Genomic DNA, 19419 nt, shown 5'->3' with positions numbered 1-19419 from the left:
CCCATGAGCATCCCCTCCCGCCCGTTCAAGATCCTTGGCCTGCAGCAGATCGCCATCGGCGGCCTCGACAAGGGCCGGCTGCGCCACCTGTGGGTCGACCTGCTCGGCGTGCCCGTGACCGGCACGTTCAAGAGCGAGCGCGAGAACGTCGACGAGGACATCTGCACGCTGGGGCAGGGCGCCTACGCGGTGGAGGTGGACCTGATGCAGCCGCTGGACCCCGACAAGAAGCCCGCCGTGCACGCCACGCCGCTCAACCACATCGGCCTGTGGGTGGACAACCTCCCGGCGGCGGTGCAGTGGCTCGAAGCCCAGGGGCTGCGCTTTGCGCCGGGCGGCATCCGGCCGGGCGCGGCGGGCCATGACATCTGCTTCGTGCACCCCAAGGGCAACGACCAGTTCCCGGTCGGTGGCGAGGGCGTGCTGATCGAGCTGGTGCAGGCGCCGCCCGAGGTGGTCAAGGCGCTGGGCTGAGGCCCGATCGTCGCGCGCCGGGCTGGCTTGTCGCCCGAGGGGCGCGCTCGTCGCGTCAGGCCCCGATGCGGGCGCTGCTGCCGCACAGTGGCAGCGTCATCCACTTCTTCGAGAGCATCCATGGATTGGAAAATCTTCGCGGCCGCACCGTTGGCCGCTGTCTTGCTGGTAGCGAGCGCGGCGCCGTTGGCGCCGCTGAATGGCTGGTCGTCCGGGTCGACGGGTACTACCTCTGGCGCTTACCGCATGGGCATCGATCCGGCGATGCAATTTCAGGGTCAGCGCAGCATTTCTGTTCAGGCGCAGTCAGGGCTGGTTCAGCACGACTCCCACGGTGCTGTGATCCAGTATGGCTATGGCTACGCCGGCAAGCGTGTCCGGTTCAGTGGATGGCTGCGAAGCAGCGATGTGACGGGCTGGGCGGGTGCCTTCATTCACGTGGCACCGTCAGGGGCGGAGCGCTTCTTTGGTTCGAGGCGGCCCGATTTGAAGGAAGACGACCTGCCTTTCGGTGCCGGTGGGGCTGTCAGCGTTGATCGTTGGACTGAAGTCAGCCTCGTGGTCGACGTGCCCAACACACCGACGGCCATGGTGTCCATGGGCGCCATGGTGGTCGGCGAAGGCAAGGTCTGGCTGAGTGCCATGCGCTTCGAAGAGGTCGGCCTCGACGTGCCGCTCACAACGGCCCGCATCGGCATGCCGCTACCCACGCCCGAGCAGCGCGCGGCCGAGGCCAAGCGGCTGGCCGAGAAGGCGTCGCGCCGTATTCCGCCCAACCTGAGCCTGGAATGACGAGGCTGGCGAGCGAGCTGTTGCAGGACTACCGCCCGCGCCACGCGAATTGGTGGCCGGTGCTGCTGTTCTGGCTGGCCTGGGGGCTGCTGCGCTGGCAGCTGCCCCCAGGCACGGGACAGCGCGCGCTGGGCGTGGCGGCGCAGTTCTGGCTGGCTTACTCGCTGGCCTGGTGGGCGCTGTCGGCGGTGGCCGCCCGGCTATCGGCCAGGCACGGCGGCCCGCTCTGGCTGATCGGTTTCGCGCTGGTGCCCGCGGCGCTGTTGGGCGCCTTGCTGGGGTTGCCCTTGACGGCCGACTTCGCCTGGCATCGCCTCGCCTTGAGCTCGGCACTGCTTGCGCAGCTGCTGCCGGCCGTGTCTCTTGCGGCGGTGCTGCATCTGCTGCCGCTGGCCGCGCGTTGGCGCGAGCAGCGCCGGCATGCGGCCGAAGCGAAGCGCCTGCGCGACGCCGCCGCCGTGGCCGACCTGTCGCGACAGGTCACGCTGGCCGAGCTGAAGACACTGCAGGCCCAAGTCGAGCCGCACTTTCTCTACAACACGCTGGCGGGCATCCAGTACCTGGTAAGGCACAACGCGCTGCTGGCTGACCGCATGCTGGGCCGGCTGCACGACTACCTGCGCCTGGCGCTGCCGGCGATGCGCGCGCCGATGTCCACGCTGGCACAGGAGTTCGCGCTGGCCGAGGCCTACCTCGCGCTGATGCAGATGCGTCTGGGCGAGCGGCTCACTGTCAGGCTGGACCTGCCGGCGGACTTGGCGCAGCGCCCGTTCCCACCCCTGATGCTGGGCACGCTGATCGAGAACGCGCTGCAGCACGGCATCGAGCCCAAGCCGGGTGGCGGCCATCTGACGGTACAGGCTCGCACGCAGCATGGTGCGCTGGAGCTCGTCGTGAGCGACACCGGCATAGGCCTGCAGCCTCAGGCGGCGACTGCCGGCAGCGGCCTGGGCCTGACCAGCCTGCAGCAGCGTCTGCAATTGATCTACGGGCCGGCGGCGAGCCTGGACGTCACCGGGCGGCCTCAGGGCGGTGTGGTGGCCACCATCCGCCTGCCTGACGCCCCACCGACCTGACCCATGCCGACCGCTGTCCTCATCGAAGACGAAGCCCTGCCGCGCGCTGACCTGCGCGAGCGCCTCGCCCAGCTCTGGCCCGAGTTGCGCATCGTGGGTGAAGCCGACGATGGCCTGCAGGGTTTGGCGCTCTTGCACGCCCAGCGGCCTGATGTGGCCTTCGTCGACATCCGCCTGCCGGGCCTGGGCGGCCTGGAGCTGGCGCAGGCAGTGCGCGGCTCGTTGCATCTGGTGTTCGTCACGGCCTACGACCAGCATGCCGTGAAGGCGTTCGAGCAGGGCGCGGTGGACTACCTGCTCAAGCCGCTGCAGCCGGTGCGATTGGCGCAGACGGTGCAACGGCTGCGCGAGCGCCTGCAGTCGGCGCCGCCGGATCTGAGCCGGCTGCTGCAGCAACTGCAGCGGCCATCGACCGATCCTGTGTCCGCGCGCGCCGAGCCGCTGCGCTGGCTGCAGGTGGGGCAGGGGGAGCATTTGCGGCTGGTGACGGTGGCCGACGTGCTGTTCTTCCGCGCCGAGACCAAATACACCCAGGTGGTCACGAAGGCCGGCGACTGGTGGATCCGGCTCAGCCTGAAGGAGCTTGCGGGTCAGCTCGACGCCCAGGCGTTCTGGCAGGTGCATCGCAATGCCATCGTCAATCTGGCGCACGTCGACTGGGTGGAGCGCAGCGCGCTGGGCCGCATGCGCATCCACCTGAAGCAGCATGACGCCATCCTGAGCGTGAGCCAGAGCTATCAGGCGCGGTTCCGGCAGATGTAGCGTGCCGGCGCGGCGCCCGGGCAGGCCAGAATGCGCAGCTTCCCGACCCGGCCGCCGCCCACTGTCCGTTCATGCTTCGTCGATTCGTCCTGCTCTTCTTGCTTGCCGGTTGCGCGTCTGGCCCGGCGCTGGCCTGGGGCAATCACACGCCCATGTGCTACCGGGCGTTCGAGCGCATGCCTGAGGTCGCGCAGGCGGCACCGGTGCGCGCTGAGCCGCTGGTGGACTTTCTGCGGGCACAGGAGGCGGCCATCGCTCGCACCTTGGAGGCGCAAGAGGCCTGGGCGCGGCAGCATCTGCCGCAACACGCGCCGCGGCCTGAGGCCTTGCGCTTCAGGGTTGACGCTGCGCGCTCGGACGAGCAGCGCCGGGCAGCGTTCTTGCGGGCGCTGAGGCTGTCTCCTCAAACACGCCTGGCGCTTTACCTGCAACCCGACCCGCGCGAGGCGGAACCGAGCGGGCCGCGGCTGGACGCGTCGGTGGTGAGTGCGGTCACGCCGTCCAAGGGGGCCACGCAGCGTTTCGTGGCCTTGGCGCCAGGCGATGGTGTGGCGCCGTTGGCCGTGCTTGCATCGGCCTGCGACGAGCCCGACTACGGGCACGACCTGAACCTCTTTGACGACAACCCGGGGCATCCGGACTACGGCTTTGGCAAGCAGCCCTTCGGCAATCCGGCGGTGGCCATCGGCTCGCAGGCGCCGTTCCACATGGGCTTCTTCCACCAGGGGGCGATCTTCAACACGCTGGCCCCCAGCTTTGCGCGCACCTTCACCGAGCTGCGCGTGCAGCAATACGGTGGCCTGGCGGTGCTCGCCTGGCAGACGGGCCATGCCTACTGGGGCTGGCGCTTCGCCGGCCTGGCGCTGCACCACGTGCAGGACCTGACCCAGCCGTACCATGCCAGCGCGGCGCCGGGCGCGACGCTCGGACACATGATGTGGGTCAACCTGAAGGCGCAGCTGGGCGCGCCGGCAGACCGGCAGGGGCTGGTGGTCCTGCAGGGCAACCGGCATTTCGTGCTGGAGCAGTTCCAGACGCGCTGGATTCTCGAAAACGCCCGCCAACGCCGCGATGGTCCGCTGGAGCTGGCCCTGCGAGATGCCGCGTTGGATGCGCGTTACCCGCCTTGGAGCCCGGCCTACGTGCGCGAGGTGGTGGCGGCCGAGGCCTTTGCGGCCGGGCCCGCCACCGATGCGGCGGTCGTGGTGGGGGCGCCGGCAAAATTCGTCTCTGACCCCAATTTCGACTTTGCAGCGAACGAGGCGCAGCTGGGGCCGGAGCTGGCGAGGGATCTGCAGGGGCAGCGGGACGCGTTGCATCGGGCGATTGCCAACCTGCTGGGGCACTTCGGCGCCCATAGCCGCAATGCGTTGCGGGGACTGCGCCAAGCGGCGGGGCAAGTGCCGTCGTAAATTCGCAAACGGCGAAGCCAAAGTCGCTTTCTGGCGCAGAATTGCCTTCTTCGCGAAGGCTATGCTGGAGTCCACCCCACCATGCGACACGACCTCACCACCCTCAATCTCGTGCTGGCCATCGAGCAGACCCGCTCGATCACCCGCGGCGCGGCCCAGGAGCACCTGGCGCTGGCGGCGGCGAGCAAGCGGCTGTCAGACCTGGAAAGCCGTCTCGGCGTGCAGCTCTTCGAGCGTCGCGCGCGCGGCGTCGAGCCGACCGAGGCGGGGCGTGCGTTGGTGCGTCACATCCGTTCGCTGCATGCATCGCTCTATGCCCTCGAGACGGAGGTGATGGAGTTCTCGCGCGGCATCAAGGGGCATCTGCGCATCGCCTCCAACACCAGTGCCATCGCCGAGTGCCTGCCGCCGTATCTGGTGGAGTTCTCCCAGGCGCATGCGCAGATCCGCATCAGCCTGGAAGACCTCACCAGTGCCGAGGTGCAGGCCGCGGTCGCTGAAGGCCGGGCCGACGTCGGCGTCTTCACCGCCCCGGTGCTGGACAACCGCGTGCAGACCTGGGTCTTCGCCCGTGGCCGTCTGGCCGCGCTGGTGCCGCTCAAGCATCCGCTGGCCAACCGCGAGGCGGTCAGCTTCGACGATCTCCTGGCGTATGACCTCATCGGCCTGCATGCCGGCGCCAGCGCCCAGGAGCTGATGCGTGAACAGGCTGCGGCCCGCGGCAAGACGCTCAACGCCCGCCTGCAGGTGCGCGGCTTCGACGGCATTGCCCAGCTCGTGGAGTCGGGCCTGGGCGTGGCCGTCCTTCCTGAACATCCCGCCGAGCGCTTCACCCGCGTGTTCGGCGTGCGCGCCCTGCGGCTTGAAGAGTCGTGGGCCGAGCGCGACTATTACCTGGGTGTGCTGCGCCAACAGCGCTTGCCTACCGTGGTGCAACGCTTCGTGGACACCCTCATCCCGCGAGAGAAGCAATGACTTCAAGAACCCTTTACGACAAGCTCTGGGACGAGCATGTCGTGCACACCGAGCCGGACGGCACGGCGCTGCTCTACATCGACCGGCACCTCGTGCACGAGGTGACCAGCCCGCAAGCCTTCGAAGGCCTGGACATTGCCGGCCGCAAGGTCTGGCGCCTGAGCGCGAACCTCGCGGTCAGCGATCACAACGTGCCCACCACCGACCGCAGCCAGGGCATCGCCGACCCGGTGTCCAAGCTCCAGGTCGATACGCTCGACGCGAACTGCGACCGCTTCGGCATCACGCAGTTCAAGATGAGCGACAAGCGGCAGGGCATCGTCCACGTCATCGGCCCGGAGCAGGGCGCCACGCTGCCCGGCATGACCGTCGTCTGCGGTGACAGCCACACCTCCACGCATGGCGCCTTCGGTGCGCTTGCGCACGGCATCGGCACCAGCGAGGTCGAGCATGTGCTCGCTACCCAGACGCTGTCGGCCAAGAAGGCCAAGAACCTGCTCGTCAAGGTCGAGGGGCAGTTGCCCCGCGGCTGCGGCGCCAAGGACATCGTGCTGGCCATCATCGGCCGCATCGGCACCGCCGGCGGTACGGGCTACACCATCGAGTTTGCCGGCTCGGCCATTCGCGCGCTCAGCATGGAAGGCCGCATGACGGTCTGCAACATGGCCATCGAAGCCGGTGCGCGCGCCGGCCTCATCGCGGTTGACGACACCACGATCAACTACGTCAAGGGCCGCCCCTTCTCGCCACAAGGCGTGGAGTGGGACCAGGCCGTCGCCTACTGGCGCACGCTGCATTCCGACCCCGGCGCACACTTCGACAAGGTCGTCGAGATCGATGCCGCGCAGATCCGCCCGCAGGTGACCTGGGGCACTTCGCCCGAGATGGTGCTGGCCATCGACGACCGCGTGCCCGACCCCGACAAGGAGAAGGATGCCGTCAAGCGTGGCGCCATCGAGCGCGCGCTGACCTACATGGCATTGGAGCCGAACAAGGCGATCAGCGACATCCATGTCGACAAGGTCTTCATCGGCTCCTGTACCAACAGCCGCATCGAGGACATGCGTGAGGCGGCGGCCGTCGTCAAGCGCGTCGGCGGCCGCGTGGCTCGCAATATCAAGTTGGCCCTGGTCGTGCCGGGGTCCGGCCTCGTGAAGGCGCAGGCGGAAGCCGAAGGCCTGGATCAGGTCTTCAAGGCGGCCGGCTTCGAATGGCGTGAGCCCGGCTGCTCGATGTGCCTGGCGATGAACGCCGACCGGCTGGAGCCGGGCGAGCGCTGCGCCTCCACCAGCAACCGCAATTTCGAAGGCCGCCAGGGCGCTGGTGGCCGCACCCACCTCGTCAGCCCCGCCATGGCCGCTGCTGCCGCGATGACCGGCCACTTCGTTGACGTCCGGACCCTGAGCTGAGCATGGATAAGTTCACCCTCCACACGGGTCTCGTGGCCCCCATAGACCGCGAGAACGTCGACACCGACGCGATCATTCCGAAGCAGTTCCTGAAGTCGATCAAGCGCACGGGGTTCGGCCCCAACCTGTTCGACGAATGGCGCTACCTCGACCACGGCGAGCCGGGTCAGGACCCGAGCAGCCGCAAGCCCAACCCCGACTTCGTGCTGAACCAGCCGCGCTTCGCTGGCGCCAGCGTGCTGATCGCGCGCCAGAATTTCGGCTGCGGCTCCAGCCGCGAGCACGCGCCGTGGGCGCTGCAGCAGTACGGCTTCCGCGCCATCCTGGCACCGAGCTTCGCCGACATCTTCTTCAACAACTGCTTCAAGAACGGCCTGCTGCCCATCGTCTTGCCGGAAGGGGCCATCGCGCGCCTGTTCGACGAAGTCGCCGCCTTCCCGGGCTACCAGCTCACCATCGACCTGCCGCGCCAGGTCGTTGTGAAGCCGGATGGCGCCGAGTTGCCTTTCGACATCGAGCCCTTCCGCAAGGAATGCCTGATCGGCGGTCTGGACGAGATCGGCCTGACCCTGCAGCACGCAGACAAGATTCGCGCCTACGAGGCGCAGCGCATCGCCGCCAAACCCTGGCTCAACCATCGCATCGTCTGACATGACCAAGAAGATTGCAGTTCTCCCCGGCGATGGCATCGGCCCGGAAATCATGGCCGAGGCCGTCAAGGTCCTGCAGGCGCTGGACCTGCCGCTGACGCTCGAATGGGCCGACGTGGGCGGCAAGGCTTACGAGAACAGTGGCCACCCGCTGCCGCCGGCCACCTTGAAGCTCGCCCAGGAAGCCGACGCGGTGCTGTTCGGTGCCGTCGGCGACTGGAAGTACGACAAGCTCGAACGCGCGCTGCGCCCCGAGCAAGCCATCCTGGGCCTGCGCAAGGCCCTGGGCCTGTTCGCGAATTTCCGCCCGGCCATCTGCTACGAGCAGCTGACGCATGCGTCGTCGCTCAAGCCCGAGCTGGTGGCGGGGCTCGACATCCTCATCATTCGCGAGTTGACCGGCGACATCTACTTCGGCCAGCCGCGCGGTCGCCGCACGGCAGTTGACGGCCACTTCCCGGGTGCCGAGGAAGCGTTCGACACGATGCGCTACTCGCGCCCCGAGATCGAGCGCATCGCCCACGTGGCCTTCCAGGCGGCGCGCAAGCGCAACAAGAAGGTGACCAGCGTCGACAAGGCGAACGTGCTGGAGACCTTCCAGTTCTGGAAGGACGTGGTCACCGAGGTCCACAAGGACTACCCGGACGTCGAACTCGACCACATGTACGTGGACAACGCCGCGATGCAGCTCGTCAAGGCGCCCAAGAAGTTCGACGTGGTCGTGACGGGCAATATGTTCGGCGACATCCTGTCCGACGAAGCCGCGATGCTCACGGGGTCGATCGGCATGCTGCCGTCCGCCTCGTTGGACGTAAACAACAAGGGCCTCTACGAACCCTCCCACGGCAGCGCGCCGGACATCGCCGGCAAGGGCATCGCCAACCCGCTGGCTACAATCCTGTCCGCTGCCATGATGCTCAAGTTCTCCCTCAACCTGCCCTACGCCGCTGCTCGTATCGAAGCTGCGGTGCAGTCGGTGCTGGCCCAGGGCTTGCGCACCGCCGACATCTGGAGTGAAGGCACCTCGAAGGTTTCGACCGTCGAGATGGGCGACGCCGTCGTCAAAGCCATCACCACCACCAAAACCATTAAGAGCTAACGCTCCGTCTCGTCTCGCCCCCACCAGACCCGGCGAACGAGCCGGGGCCCGAAGTGGAAGGGGTTTGGTGACCGAAAGACGAAAGGATTGATGATGACGACCTTGGTAGGCCTCGTAGGCTGGCGCGGCATGGTGGGTTCGGTGCTCATGGAGCGCATGACCGCCGAATCGGATTTCGACCTGATCGAGCCGCTGTTCTTCTCGACCTCCAACGCCGGCGGCGCTGCCCCAGCCCAGGCCAAGAACGAGAAGACGCTGCAAAACGCCTTCGACATCGACCAGCTCAAGCGCTGCGACATCATCATCACCGCCCAGGGCGGCGACTACACGACCGAGGTCTACCCCAAGCTGCGCGCTGCGGGCTGGAACGGCCACTGGATCGATGCCGCCTCCACGCTGCGCATGGCCGACGACGCGGTCATCATCCTGGATCCGGTCAACCGCCCCGTCATCGACAAGGCGCTGGCCAGCGGCGGCAAGAACTGGATTGGCGGCAATTGCACCGTGAGCTGCATGCTGATGGGTGTGGGCGCGCTGTACAAGGCCGGGCTGGTCGAGTGGATGTCTACCCAGACCTACCAGGCCGCTTCCGGCGGTGGCGCCCAGCACATGCGTGAATTGCTGACGCAGTACGGCACGCTGAACGCCTCGGTGAAGTCGCTGCTGGATGACCCCAAGAGCGCCATCCTCGAGATTGATCGCCAGGTCATCGCCAAGCAGCGCTCGCTGTCTGCGGAAGAAACCGCCAACTTCGGCGTGCCGCTGGGCGGTTCGCTGATCCCGTGGATCGACAAGGACCTGGGCAACGGCCAGTCCAAGGAAGAGTGGAAGGGCATGGCCGAGACGAACAAGATCCTCGGCTCCGGCGCGATCCCTGTCGATGGCTTCTGCGTGCGTGTGGGCGCCATGCGCTGCCACAGCCAGGCCCTGACCTTCAAGCTCAAGAAGGACGTGCCGCTGGCCGACATCGAGGCCATGATCGCCGCCGACAACGCCTGGGTGAAGGTGGTCCCGAACACCCGTGAAGCCACCATCCGCGACCTGACGCCCGTGGCCGTGACGGGCACGATGACCATCCCGGTCGGCCGTCTGCGCAAGCTCGCCATGGGTCCCGAGTACTTGGGCGCCTTCACCATCGGCGACCAGCTCCTGTGGGGCGCCGCCGAGCCGCTGCGCCGCATGCTGCGCATCCTGATCGAGCGCTGATCGGGTGCTGGCGGCCGTTCCCTCGCGTAACGGCCGTCTTCGTGATTTGCTTACGGTCTTTTACGTGCCGACCTAGGGTTCACCCGGGCGTTGATATTGAAACCAAGCGACACATCACATACCGCTTGAGCAATTCAGCGTATATGCTTGATGTCGTTGTGTTTTTGATTTGAAACTCGACGCAGGCCACATCGTGCAAACCCGTGTTACCAGCCGGTTCGTGCATTTGCTTGCTGAAGATCGAGACAGGCGGGGCCCTCAACAGCCCCGCCTTGTTGCTTTGGGGAATGCCTTGAAAGACCACATCCGCGACGCAATCGAGGGAGTTCGACCCATGGGCTTTGCTCGCCATCATCTCGCGTTGGCTGCTGCGCTGCTCGTGGCCGGCAGCGGCGCACAGGCTCTGGGCCTGGGCAAACTGAGCGTCCAGTCGGCGCTCGGCGAAACCATGCGGGCTGAGATCGACATCACCAGCCTGACGCCTGAAGAGGCTGCCAGCCTGAAGGTTCGAGTCGCGCCGCCTGATTCCTACCGCAGCAGCGGCATCGAATACAACCCGGTGCTCACCTCCACCCAGGTGCAGGTCGTTCGCAACGGCGGCCGTACCGTGCTGCGGGTCAGCAGCGACCGCTCGGTGCAGGAGCCGTTCGTCGACGTCATCCTGGAGCTGACGTGGACCGGTGGTCGTCTCGTGCGCGAATACACGCTGCTGTTCGATCCTCCGAGCCTGGCCAAGCCTGCGCCGGTGGTGACCGCGCAGCCCGCCATCTCCGCCGCGCCTGCGCCGGCCGGTGCAGCCTCCAGCGAGGCCGTGCCCGCGCCGGCACCGGCCGTCACGTCGGCCCTGCCGCGCAACGGCAACGTCCCGGCTCCCGTGGCGGCAGCCCGCGCACCGGCCGCCCCGGCGCCGGTGGTGCGTCCGCCCGTGACTGCCGCCTCCGAAGTGCCGGTTCGCCCCGGCGACACGCTTTCCAAGGTGGCTTCCCGCACGCAGGTCAGCGGCATCTCGCTTGACCAGATGCTGGTAGGCCTGTTCCGCAACAACCCCGACGCCTTCATCGACGGCAACATGAACCGTCTGAAGGCCGGTACGGTCCTGCAGGTGCCGGGCAGCGACGCGCTGGCCGCGGTGCCGCAGAGCGAGGCGCGTCAAATCATCCTGGCGCAGAGCGCCGACTTCTCGGCTTACCGCCAACGCCTGGCGTCGGCCGCGCCGACGCTGCAAAACACCGAGAGCGAGCGCCAGTCCAAGGGGCAGGTGCAAGCGGCCGTGGACGATCGCAAGCCGGCGGCAGCGCCGACGCCCGACAAGCTCACGCTCAGCAAGGCGGGGGGCTCGGCCAGCGCGGCTGAAGCCAAGCTGTCCAAAGACACCGAGAAGAAGGACGCGGCCGCCCGCGTGGCGGAGCTGACGCGCAACGTGGAAGAGCTCAAGAAGCTCTCCAGCGCCGCCAAGCCGGCAGCCTCCGCACCGGCGCCGGCGCCGGCCGTGGTGCCAACGCCAGCCCTGCCAGCTCCCGCCCCGGTCGTCGCGGCAGCCGAACCCGCTTCCGCAGCGGTGGCGGCCTCTGCGCCGGTGGCGGCTGCCAGCGCGGCATCGCGCCCGGCACCGCGCGCCAGCGCGCCGCTGCCGCCCCCGCCGGCTGCCGAGCCGCCTGGTTTGATTGAGCAGCTGCTCGACAGCCCCGTGGTGCTGCCTCTGGTGGGCGCCCTCGTGGCCGTGCTGGGGGGCTTCGGTCTGTACCGTCTGCGCTCGCGTCGCCCGGCCCACGCGGCCGAGACGGGCTTCCACGAAAGCCGCCTGCAGCCGGACTCCTTCTTCGGCGGCACTGGCGGTCAGCGCGTGGACACCCGCGATACGCAGAACAGCGGCCAGTCGTCCATGAGCTACTCGCTGAGCCAGCTCGATGCCATCGGCGATGTGGACCCGGTCGCCGAGGCCGACGTCTACCTGGCCTACGGCCGCGACCTGCAGGCCGAGGAAATCCTGAAGGAAGCCCTGCGCGCCAACCCGACGCGCCTGGCCATCCGCCTGAAGCTGCTGGAGGTCTACGCCAAGCGGCGTGACATCAAGGGCTTTGAGCAACTGGCCGTGCAGCTCTACGCCGAGACCAAGGGCTCGGGCGAAGACTGGAGCAAGGCGCAGGAGCTGGGCCGTGGCATCGATCCGGACAATCCGCTCTACCAGCCTGGTGGCGCACCGGCGCTCAGCGATGACGGCCCCGAACTGCGTCCGGAGCCGATGAATGCCAGCACGCTGCCCCAGACGGCGCTGCCGCCGGGGGCGGCGGCTGCGGCGGCTGCGGCGGCCCATCTGTCGACCGACGCGATGCGCAGCGGCCCCGACACAGGCCCGGTCAGCGGCTTCGACCTCGCGCTGGACCTGGACCTGGACGCCCCGGAGCCGGTGTCGCCCAACGCCATGGCAGCCACCCAGGCCATGCCGGCCTCGGTCGAGCATGCGCCGATGACGATGGACTTCGACATCTCCAGCCGCGGCACCCGTACCGCACCGCCCGCGCCTGACCTGAGCTTCGACCTCAGCGGCATGGGCGACCTGCCGGTGACCGCGACGCCGGCGCCAGCGGCATCGACCGACCTCGACTTCGATCTCGGCGTGGATGTGCCTGCCGCTGAAGCGCCGGACCAACTGGCCAAAGCCATCGAAGCCCTGGGCGACGATGACGGCGACCCGCTGATGCGCCAGCTCGAACTGGCAGACGAGTTCCGCCAGATCGGCGACACCGAAGGTGCGCGCGAAGTGCTGCAGGAGTTGATCCAGCGTGCCAGCGGTCCGCTCAAGGCGCGGGCTGAGGCGATGCTGAACCAACTGCGTTGACGCGATGCGCGCGGCGTGAGCCGCGATACTCCAACGCCCGGCCCCGCCGGGCGTTGTCACTTCCAGACCCCGATGAGAGTTGCACTTGGCGTGAGTTACCGCGGCGGCGGCTACAACGGTTGGCAGAGCCAGCCGGGCGGCCGCACCGTGCAGGATGCGCTGGAGAAGGGGCTGTCGACCTTCGCAGCGCAGCCCATTCGCACCCTCTGTGCCGGCCGTACCGACACCGGGGTGCACGGTATCAACCAGGTGGTGCACTTCGACACCGAGGTCGAACGCGAGCCGTTCTCCTGGGTGCGTGGCGTCAACCGCTACCTGCCGCCGGACATCGCCATCCAGTGGAGTCGCTTTCCGGGCGACACCTTCCATGCGCGCAACTCCGCACGCGGGCGCCGTTACGCCTATCTGCTGCTGGAGTCCGCGGTGCGGCCGGCCATCGAGTCCGGCCAGTGCGGCTGGATCTTCCGCCCGTTGGACCAGGCAGCGCTGGAGGCCGCGGCTGACCGCTTGATCGGCGAGCACGATTTTTCGTCTTTCCGTTCGTCGGAGTGCCAGGCGGCCTCGCCGGTCAAGACGCTGCGTGAGATCAAGGTCCAGCGGCGAGGCGTGTACTGGCGCTTCGAGTTCGAGGCGAACGCCTTCCTGCACCACATGGTGCGCAATCTGATGGGCTGCCTGTTGGCGGCCGGGACCGGTACGCGCTCGCCAGATTGGGTCAGCGAGGTGCTGGCAGCGCGCGACCGCAAGGTGGCGGCGCCCACGTTTTCCCCGGACGGCCTGTACTTTCTGGGCCCGACCTACGATGCGGCGTTCGACATCCCGCAGCATGTCGCTGCGCTGGACTGGCTGCCGTGATGGCGTCGACACCCGCCTGAACGCCGAGAGGCTCCGATGAAGACCCGAATCAAGATCTGCGGCCTCACCCGTGAGGTCGATGTGGAAGCCGCCGTGGAGGCGGGCGCCGATGCCATTGGCTTTGTGTTCTATGCCAAGAGTCCGCGCGCGGTGACGCCCGAGCGTGCGAAGGTGCTGGCCCGCTTGCTGCCGCCCTTCGTGACGCCAGTGGGCCTGTTCGTCAACGCGACCGACGCCGAGCTGCAGGCTGGTTTGGACGCATTGCCGAACATGCTCATCCAGTTCCATGGCGACGAGGCGCCGGCCGACTGTGACCGCGTCGGGCGTCCGTTCATTCGGGCGGCTGGCGTGGGGCCGGGCTTCGACTTGCTAAACTTCAGGCAGTCTTTCTCCAGCGCCCAGGCCATCCTGCTCGACGCCGTCGTCGAGGGGTATGGCGGCGGCGGCAAGGTTTTCGATTGGTCACTTCTTCCTCCAAGCGCTCCCTTTCCGGTCGTTTTGTCTGGTGGGTTGAGTGCGGCCAACGTCGCCGATGGCATGGCGCGCATCCGGCCCTGGGCCGTTGATGTGAGTTCCGGCGTCGAGTCCGCCAAGGGCATCAAGGACGCCGGCCTGATCCAAGCCTTCTGCCGCGCCGTGCGTGACGCCGACGCGGCTCTCGCCAGAGAGACCTCCTGATGTTCGATTACCAGCAGCCCGATGCCACCGGGCATTTCCGCTCACCCGCCGGCCCCGCCTTTGGCGGCAGCTTCGTGTCCGAGACCTTGGTCCATGCCCTGGACCAGCTCAAGGACGCCTACGCGCACTACCGAAACGATCCCGAATTCATCGCCGAGTTCAAGAAGGAACTCGCGCACTTCGTGGGCCGGCCGAGCCCGATCTATCACGCCGAGCGCCTGAGCCGCGAGCTGGGCGGCGCCCAGATCTACCTCAAGCGCGAGGACCTCAATCACACCGGCGCGCACAAGATCAACAACGTCATCGGCCAGGCCCTGCTCGCCAAGCGCATGGGCAAGCCGCGCGTCATTGCGGAGACGGGCGCCGGCCAGCACGGCGTGGCCACGGCCACCATCTGCGCCCGCTACGGGCTGGAATGCGTCGTTTACATGGGCAGCGAAGACGTCAAGCGCCAGTCGCCCAATGTCTACCGCATGAAGCTGCTCGGCGCGACCGTCGTGCCCGTCGACAGTGGCAGCAAGACCCTGAAAGACGCCCTCAACGAGGCGATGCGCGACTGGGTGACGAATGTGGAGAACACCTTCTACATCATCGGCACCGTGGCCGGCCCGCACCCCTACCCGATGATGGTGCGCGACTTCCAGCGCGTCATCGGTGACGAGTGCCTGGTACAGATGCCTGAGATGGTCGGGCGCCAGCCCGACGCCGTGCTCGCCTGCGTGGGCGGCGGCAGCAATGCCATCGGCATCTTCTACCCTTACATCCCGCATCAGGCGACGCGCCTGATTGGCGTCGAAGCAGCCGGCGAGGGCATCGACAGCGGCAAGCACGCAGCGACGCTGTCAGCCGGCACGCCGGGCGTGCTGCATGGCAACCGCACCTACCTGCTGCAGGACGCCAATGGCCAGATCATCGAGACGCACTCCATCTCGGCCGGCCTCGACTATCCCGGCGTCGGCCCCGAGCATGCCCACCTGAAGGACATCGGCCGGGCGGAGTACGTGGGTGTGACCGATGCCGAGGCGCTGGCGGCGTTTCATCACCTCTGCCGCACCGAGGGCATCATCCCGGCCCTGGAATCGAGCCACGCCGTGGCCCACGCGATGAAGATCGCCCCGACGATGGCGAAGGATCAGGTCCTGCTGGTCAACCTTTCCGGTCGCGGCGACAAGGACATCGGCACCGTGGCCGATCTGTCCAACGCCGATTTCTACTGTCGCCCGAGCTGCCGCGGTCAGTCCGTCAAGGGCGGTGACGCGGTCGTCAGCCTGCCGGGAGCCCGCGCATGAGCCGCATCGCCACCACCTTCGACAGCCTCAAGGCGCAGGGCCGCAAGGCCCTCATTCCCTTTGTGACGGCGGGCGACCCGCACCCAGCCGCCACGGTCGCGCTGATGCAGGCCATGGCCGAGGCGGGCGCGGATGTCATCGAGCTGGGTGTGCCGTTCTCCGACCCCATGGCGGATGGCCCGGTCATCCAGCGCGCCGGTGAGCGGGCGCTGGCCAAGGGCATCTCCCTGCGCGACGTGCTGGCCTACGTGCGCGAGTTCCGCGCAAGCAACGACCGCACGCCCATCGTGCTGATGGGCTACGCCAACCCCGTCGAGCGCTACGGCACCGCAGCCTTTGTGGCTGACGCGCAGGTCGCCGGTGTCGATGGCGTGCTCATCGTCGACTATCCGCCCGAGGAGTGCGCGGAGTTCGCGGGCCAATTGCGTGCCGCCGGCATGGACGCCATCTTCCTGCTGGCGCCGACCTCCACCGAGGCGCGCATGGCCCAGGTGGGGCAACTGGCCAGCGGCTACGTCTATTACGTGTCGCTCAAGGGCGTGACCGGCGCCGGGCACCTCAACACCGACGCGGTAGCCGAAGCCGTGCCGCGCATCCGTCGCCACGTCAGCGTGCCGGTGGGCGTGGGCTTCGGCATCCGCGACGCGGCCACCGCCAAGGCGGTGGGGGCGGTGTCTGACGCGGTGGTCATCGGTTCCAAGCTGGTCGAACTGCTGGAGCGCCAGCCGGTCGATAATGTCGCCTCGACTGGCGCCGCCTTCATCCGCGAGATCCGTGCGGCGCTGGACACCCTCTAAGTCCCACAAGGAAGAGAACGCATGAGCTGGCTCGACAAACTGCTCCCGCCCAAGATTCAGCAAGGGGACCCGGCCGACCGCCGCACCGTGCCCGAGGGCTTGTGGATCAAGTGCCCCAGCTGCGAGACGGTGCTCTACAAGACCGACCTGGAGCAGAACATCAACGTCTGCCCCAAGTGCTCGCATCACCACCGCATCGGCGCGCGGGCGCGCCTGGACGCCTTCCTCGACGGCGAAGGCCGCTACGAGATCGGCCAGGAAGTCCTGCCCGTCGACGCGCTGAAGTTCAAGGACAGCAAGAAGTACCCCGACCGCCTGAAGGAAGCGCTGGAGAACACCGGCGAGACCGACGCGCTGGTGGTCATGGGCGGCGCGGTCATGAGCGTGCCGGTGGTGGTGGCCTGCTTCGAGTTCGACTTCATGGGCGGCTCCATGGGGTCGGTGGTCGGTGAGCGCTTCGTGCGCGGTGTCGAGACCGCCATCGAACAGAAGACGCCCTTCATCTGCTTCACCGCCACGGGCGGCGCGCGCATGCAGGAAGGCCTGCTCAGCCTCATGCAGATGGCCAAGACCAACGCGTCGCTCACGCGCCTGGCCAAGGCGAAGCTGCCCTACATCAGCGTGCTGACCGACCCCACCATGGGCGGCGTGTCGGCCTCCTTCGCGTTCGTGGGGGACATCGTGCTGGCCGAGCCCAAGGCGCTGATCGGCTTCGCCGGCCCGCGCGTCATCGAGAACACCGTGCGCGAAAAGCTGCCCCCGGGCTTCCAGCGCGCCGAGTTCCTGATGGAGAAGGGCGCGGTCGACATGATCGTGGATCGCCGCCAGCTCCGCGAAACCATCGCCCGTCAGCTCGCCATGCTGCAGCGCCAGAGCGCTGATGCCGTGGCCTGACCGGCGCCGCCATGAACCCGAGCCAGGCCCTGCGCCTGGCTTTGTTTTTTTCGACCCGCCATGACGCTTGACGACTGGCTCGCCCATTGCGAGCGACTGCACCCCAAGACCATCGACATGACGCTGGACCGCGTGAAGGCGGTCAAGGAGCGGCTGGGCATCGCCTTCGACTGCCCGACCATCGTCGTGGCCGGCACCAACGGCAAGGGCTCGACCTGCGCGATGCTCGAAGCCATCGCCCTGCATGCCGGCTACCGGGTGGGGCTCTACATCAAGCCGCACCTGGTGCATTTCCAGGAGCGCTGCCGCGTGGGCGGCGCGCCGGTGTCGGCCGAGTCGCTGGAGCCGCATTTCGCAGCGGTCGAGGCTGCGCGGGGTGACATCACGCTGACCTACTTCGAGTTCACCACTCTGGCCATCATGCGGCGCCTGCAGCACGAGCCACTGGATGTCGTCATCCTGGAAGTGGGCCTGGGCGGACGGCTCGACGCCGTGAACGTGGTGGACGCCGACTGCGCCGTGATCACCAGCATCGACCTGGACCACACCGAGTTCCTCGGGCCTGACCGTGAAGCCATCGGGCGCGAGAAGGCCGGCATCATGCGCGCCGGCCGCCCGGTGGTCGTCAGCGACCCGATGCCGCCGCAGTCCCTCGCCGCGCGGGCTGCTGAGCTGGGGGCCGACCTGCGCCAGTTGGGTCGCGACTTCACCTTCAGCGGGGACCGCACCCAGTGGCAGTGGGCGGGCCGCGACAAGCGCTTCTCGGGCATGGCCTACCCAGCGCTGCGTGGTGTGAATCAGTTGCTCAATGCCTCGGGTGTGCTGGCGGCCTTCGAGGCGCTCGCAGATCGCCTGCCGGTGAGTGCCCAGGCGGTGCGCACCGGGCTCGCACTGGTCGAGCTGCCGGGCCGCTTCCAGGTGCTGGCGGGCCAGCCCGCGGTGGTGCTGGATGTGGCCCACAACCCGCATGCCGTTGCGGCGCTGGCGCAGAACCTCGACCAGATGGGCTATTTCCCGCGCACCCATGCGGTGTTCGGCGCGATGGCAGACAAAGATTTGGCCGGCATCCTGGCCCGCATTGCGCCGCTGGTGGACCATTGGCATTTCACCAACCTGCCGCTGCCCCGCGCGGCGACGGCGGAACAGCTGGAATCGGCCTTCCTGGCGGCGGGTCTCAAGACGCCGGCGGGTGTCACCACCACGACGCATGCGTCCCCGCTGGACGCCCTGCATGCCGCGGCGGCCGAGGCGACACCGGCCGATAGAATCCTGGTCTTCGGTTCCTTCTACACCGTGGGCGGGGTGCTCCAGGCCGGCCTGCCTCGCGTGACCGCCGGCCGCCCGGCCGAACAGCCTCCCACCCTTCACTGACGCCAGCGACACCGCCGATGGGCCTGTTTTCCTTCCTCAAGCGCGATGACGCTGCCGCCGCGGCGGCGCCCAAGAAGTCGGCCAAGTCCGGCGCCAAGGCCTCCGCGGCCGATGACGTTCAGGTGTTGCGGGTGCGTGCCCGGCGCCGCCTGATCGGTGCGGCCGTGCTGGTGGCAGCCGGCGTGGTGGGCTTCCCGTTGATCTTCGAAACCCAGCCTCGCCCGATTCCGGTCGACCTGCCGATTGACATCCCGCGCAAGGAAAGCGCACCGCCGCTGACCGTGCCGACGCGCGAGCCGCTGGCTCAGGCCGAGGCCACGCCTGCCGCCGTGCCCTCGCAGGTCGCGCAGGCGGCCAGTGCGGAACTCCCGCCCGAGCCCAAGCCGGCGGATGTCAAGCCAGCCGAGAAGCCGGTCGCCAGGCCCGCGGAGAAGCCTGCAGAGAAGGCCGCCAGCAAGCCCGCTGAGAAACCGGTTGAGAAGCCGGTTGAGAAGCCTGCCGTCAAACCCGTGGAGAAGCCGGCTGACAAGCCCAAGCCGGCGAACGACGGCGCGCGTGCGCAGGCACTGCTGGAAGGCAAGGAGCCTGCCGCCGCCGCTGGCGCGCGCTACATCGTCCAGGTGGGCGCCTACGGCGAGAACAAGGCGGCTCAGGACATGCGGGCCAAGGTCGAGAAGCTCGGCCTCAAGACCTACGCCCAGGCCGTCGATACGGCCGACGGCCGCCGGGTGCGGGTGCGCCTGGGCCCGTTTGCGACGCGCGACGAAGCCGAGCGCGCTGCGTCCAAGCTCAAGGGCGCCGGTCTGCCCGGTTCCATCCTCACGCTCTGACGCCCGAGGCC

At 68.1% G+C, this 19419-nt stretch carries 18 protein-coding genes; all 18 read left to right on the top strand.

Annotated elements, in window-relative coordinates:
• The first annotated feature begins 3 nt into the window (after positions 1–3).
• The 18 genes from CDO81_RS02000 (at position 4) to CDO81_RS01915 (ending at position 19408) form a co-directional block, all read left to right on the top strand.
• A complete protein-coding gene (locus CDO81_RS02000) occupies positions 4–474 on the top strand; it encodes a VOC family protein (RefSeq protein WP_088482407.1) in 471 nt (156 codons plus the stop codon).
• Between the two features lie 120 nt (positions 475–594).
• On the top strand, positions 595–1266 hold the full coding sequence (locus tag CDO81_RS01995; protein ID WP_144397113.1) for a hypothetical protein: 672 nt from the start codon (positions 595–597) through the stop codon (positions 1264–1266).
• Positions 1263–2342 carry a sensor histidine kinase gene (locus tag CDO81_RS01990; RefSeq protein ID WP_088481472.1) on the top strand — a complete coding sequence of 360 codons (1080 nt, stop codon included), beginning with the start codon at positions 1263–1265 and terminating at the stop codon, positions 2340–2342. The genes CDO81_RS01995 and CDO81_RS01990 overlap by 4 nt, the downstream gene beginning before the upstream one ends.
• Positions 2343–2345: 3 nt before the next feature.
• Positions 2346–3104, top strand: a complete 759-nt coding sequence (locus tag CDO81_RS01985) for a LytR/AlgR family response regulator transcription factor (RefSeq protein WP_088481471.1) — start codon at positions 2346–2348, stop codon at positions 3102–3104.
• Between the two features lie 71 nt (positions 3105–3175).
• Positions 3176–4516, top strand: a complete 1341-nt coding sequence (locus CDO81_RS01980) for a phospholipase C/P1 nuclease family protein (protein ID WP_144397112.1) — start codon at positions 3176–3178, stop codon at positions 4514–4516.
• A gap of 81 nt (positions 4517–4597) precedes the next feature.
• Entirely contained in the window at positions 4598–5491 is an 894-nt protein-coding gene (locus tag CDO81_RS01975; protein ID WP_088481469.1) for a LysR family transcriptional regulator, read from the top strand.
• Positions 5488–6900 carry a 3-isopropylmalate dehydratase large subunit gene (gene leuC / locus CDO81_RS01970; protein WP_088481468.1) on the top strand — a complete coding sequence of 471 codons (1413 nt, stop codon included), beginning with the start codon at positions 5488–5490 and terminating at the stop codon, positions 6898–6900. Before CDO81_RS01975 ends, leuC begins: the two co-directional genes overlap by 4 nt.
• Before the next feature lie 2 nt (positions 6901–6902).
• Positions 6903–7550: a 3-isopropylmalate dehydratase small subunit gene (leuD, locus tag CDO81_RS01965; RefSeq protein WP_088481467.1), complete on the top strand. Its 648-nt coding sequence runs from the start codon at positions 6903–6905 to the stop codon at positions 7548–7550.
• Position 7551: 1 nt separating this feature from the next.
• On the top strand, positions 7552–8649 hold the full coding sequence (gene leuB / locus CDO81_RS01960; RefSeq protein ID WP_088481466.1) for a 3-isopropylmalate dehydrogenase: 1098 nt from the start codon (positions 7552–7554) through the stop codon (positions 8647–8649).
• A gap of 93 nt (positions 8650–8742) precedes the next feature.
• Positions 8743–9855, top strand: a complete 1113-nt coding sequence (asd, locus tag CDO81_RS01955; RefSeq protein ID WP_088482406.1) for an aspartate-semialdehyde dehydrogenase — start codon at positions 8743–8745, stop codon at positions 9853–9855.
• A 334-nt stretch (positions 9856–10189) separates the two neighbouring features.
• Positions 10190–12694 (top strand): FimV/HubP family polar landmark protein, encoded by a 2505-nt coding sequence (locus CDO81_RS01950; protein WP_088481465.1) that lies wholly within the window; start codon positions 10190–10192, stop codon positions 12692–12694.
• Positions 12695–12766: 72 nt separating this feature from the next.
• Positions 12767–13549 (top strand): tRNA pseudouridine(38-40) synthase TruA, encoded by a 783-nt coding sequence (truA, locus tag CDO81_RS01945; protein ID WP_088481464.1) that lies wholly within the window; start codon positions 12767–12769, stop codon positions 13547–13549.
• 36 nt (positions 13550–13585) lie between these two features.
• Positions 13586–14227: a phosphoribosylanthranilate isomerase gene (locus CDO81_RS01940; RefSeq protein ID WP_088481463.1), complete on the top strand. Its 642-nt coding sequence runs from the start codon at positions 13586–13588 to the stop codon at positions 14225–14227.
• Complete coding sequence (gene trpB, locus CDO81_RS01935) at positions 14227–15516, top strand: tryptophan synthase subunit beta (RefSeq protein WP_088481462.1); 1290 nt, start codon at positions 14227–14229, stop codon at positions 15514–15516. Before CDO81_RS01940 ends, trpB begins: the two co-directional genes overlap by 1 nt.
• Complete coding sequence (trpA, locus tag CDO81_RS01930; protein ID WP_088481461.1) at positions 15513–16313, top strand: tryptophan synthase subunit alpha; 801 nt, start codon at positions 15513–15515, stop codon at positions 16311–16313. Before trpB ends, trpA begins: the two co-directional genes overlap by 4 nt.
• Before the next feature lie 21 nt (positions 16314–16334).
• Positions 16335–17207 carry an acetyl-CoA carboxylase, carboxyltransferase subunit beta gene (accD, locus tag CDO81_RS01925; protein WP_088481460.1) on the top strand — a complete coding sequence of 291 codons (873 nt, stop codon included), beginning with the start codon at positions 16335–16337 and terminating at the stop codon, positions 17205–17207.
• 60 nt (positions 17208–17267) lie between these two features.
• A complete protein-coding gene (gene folC, locus CDO81_RS01920; RefSeq protein ID WP_088481459.1) occupies positions 17268–18578 on the top strand; it encodes a bifunctional tetrahydrofolate synthase/dihydrofolate synthase in 1311 nt (436 codons plus the stop codon).
• 17 nt (positions 18579–18595) lie between these two features.
• Entirely contained in the window at positions 18596–19408 is an 813-nt protein-coding gene (locus CDO81_RS01915; RefSeq protein ID WP_088481458.1) for an SPOR domain-containing protein, read from the top strand.
• Positions 19409–19419 lie beyond the last annotated feature (11 nt).

Source organism: Roseateles puraquae (assembly GCF_002205845.1).
GTDB classification, from domain to species: Bacteria; Pseudomonadota; Gammaproteobacteria; order Burkholderiales; family Burkholderiaceae_C; genus Pelomonas; species Pelomonas puraquae.
The sequence above is the reverse complement of the archived record's forward strand: the minus strand, read 5'-3'. Positions and strand labels throughout refer to the sequence as shown.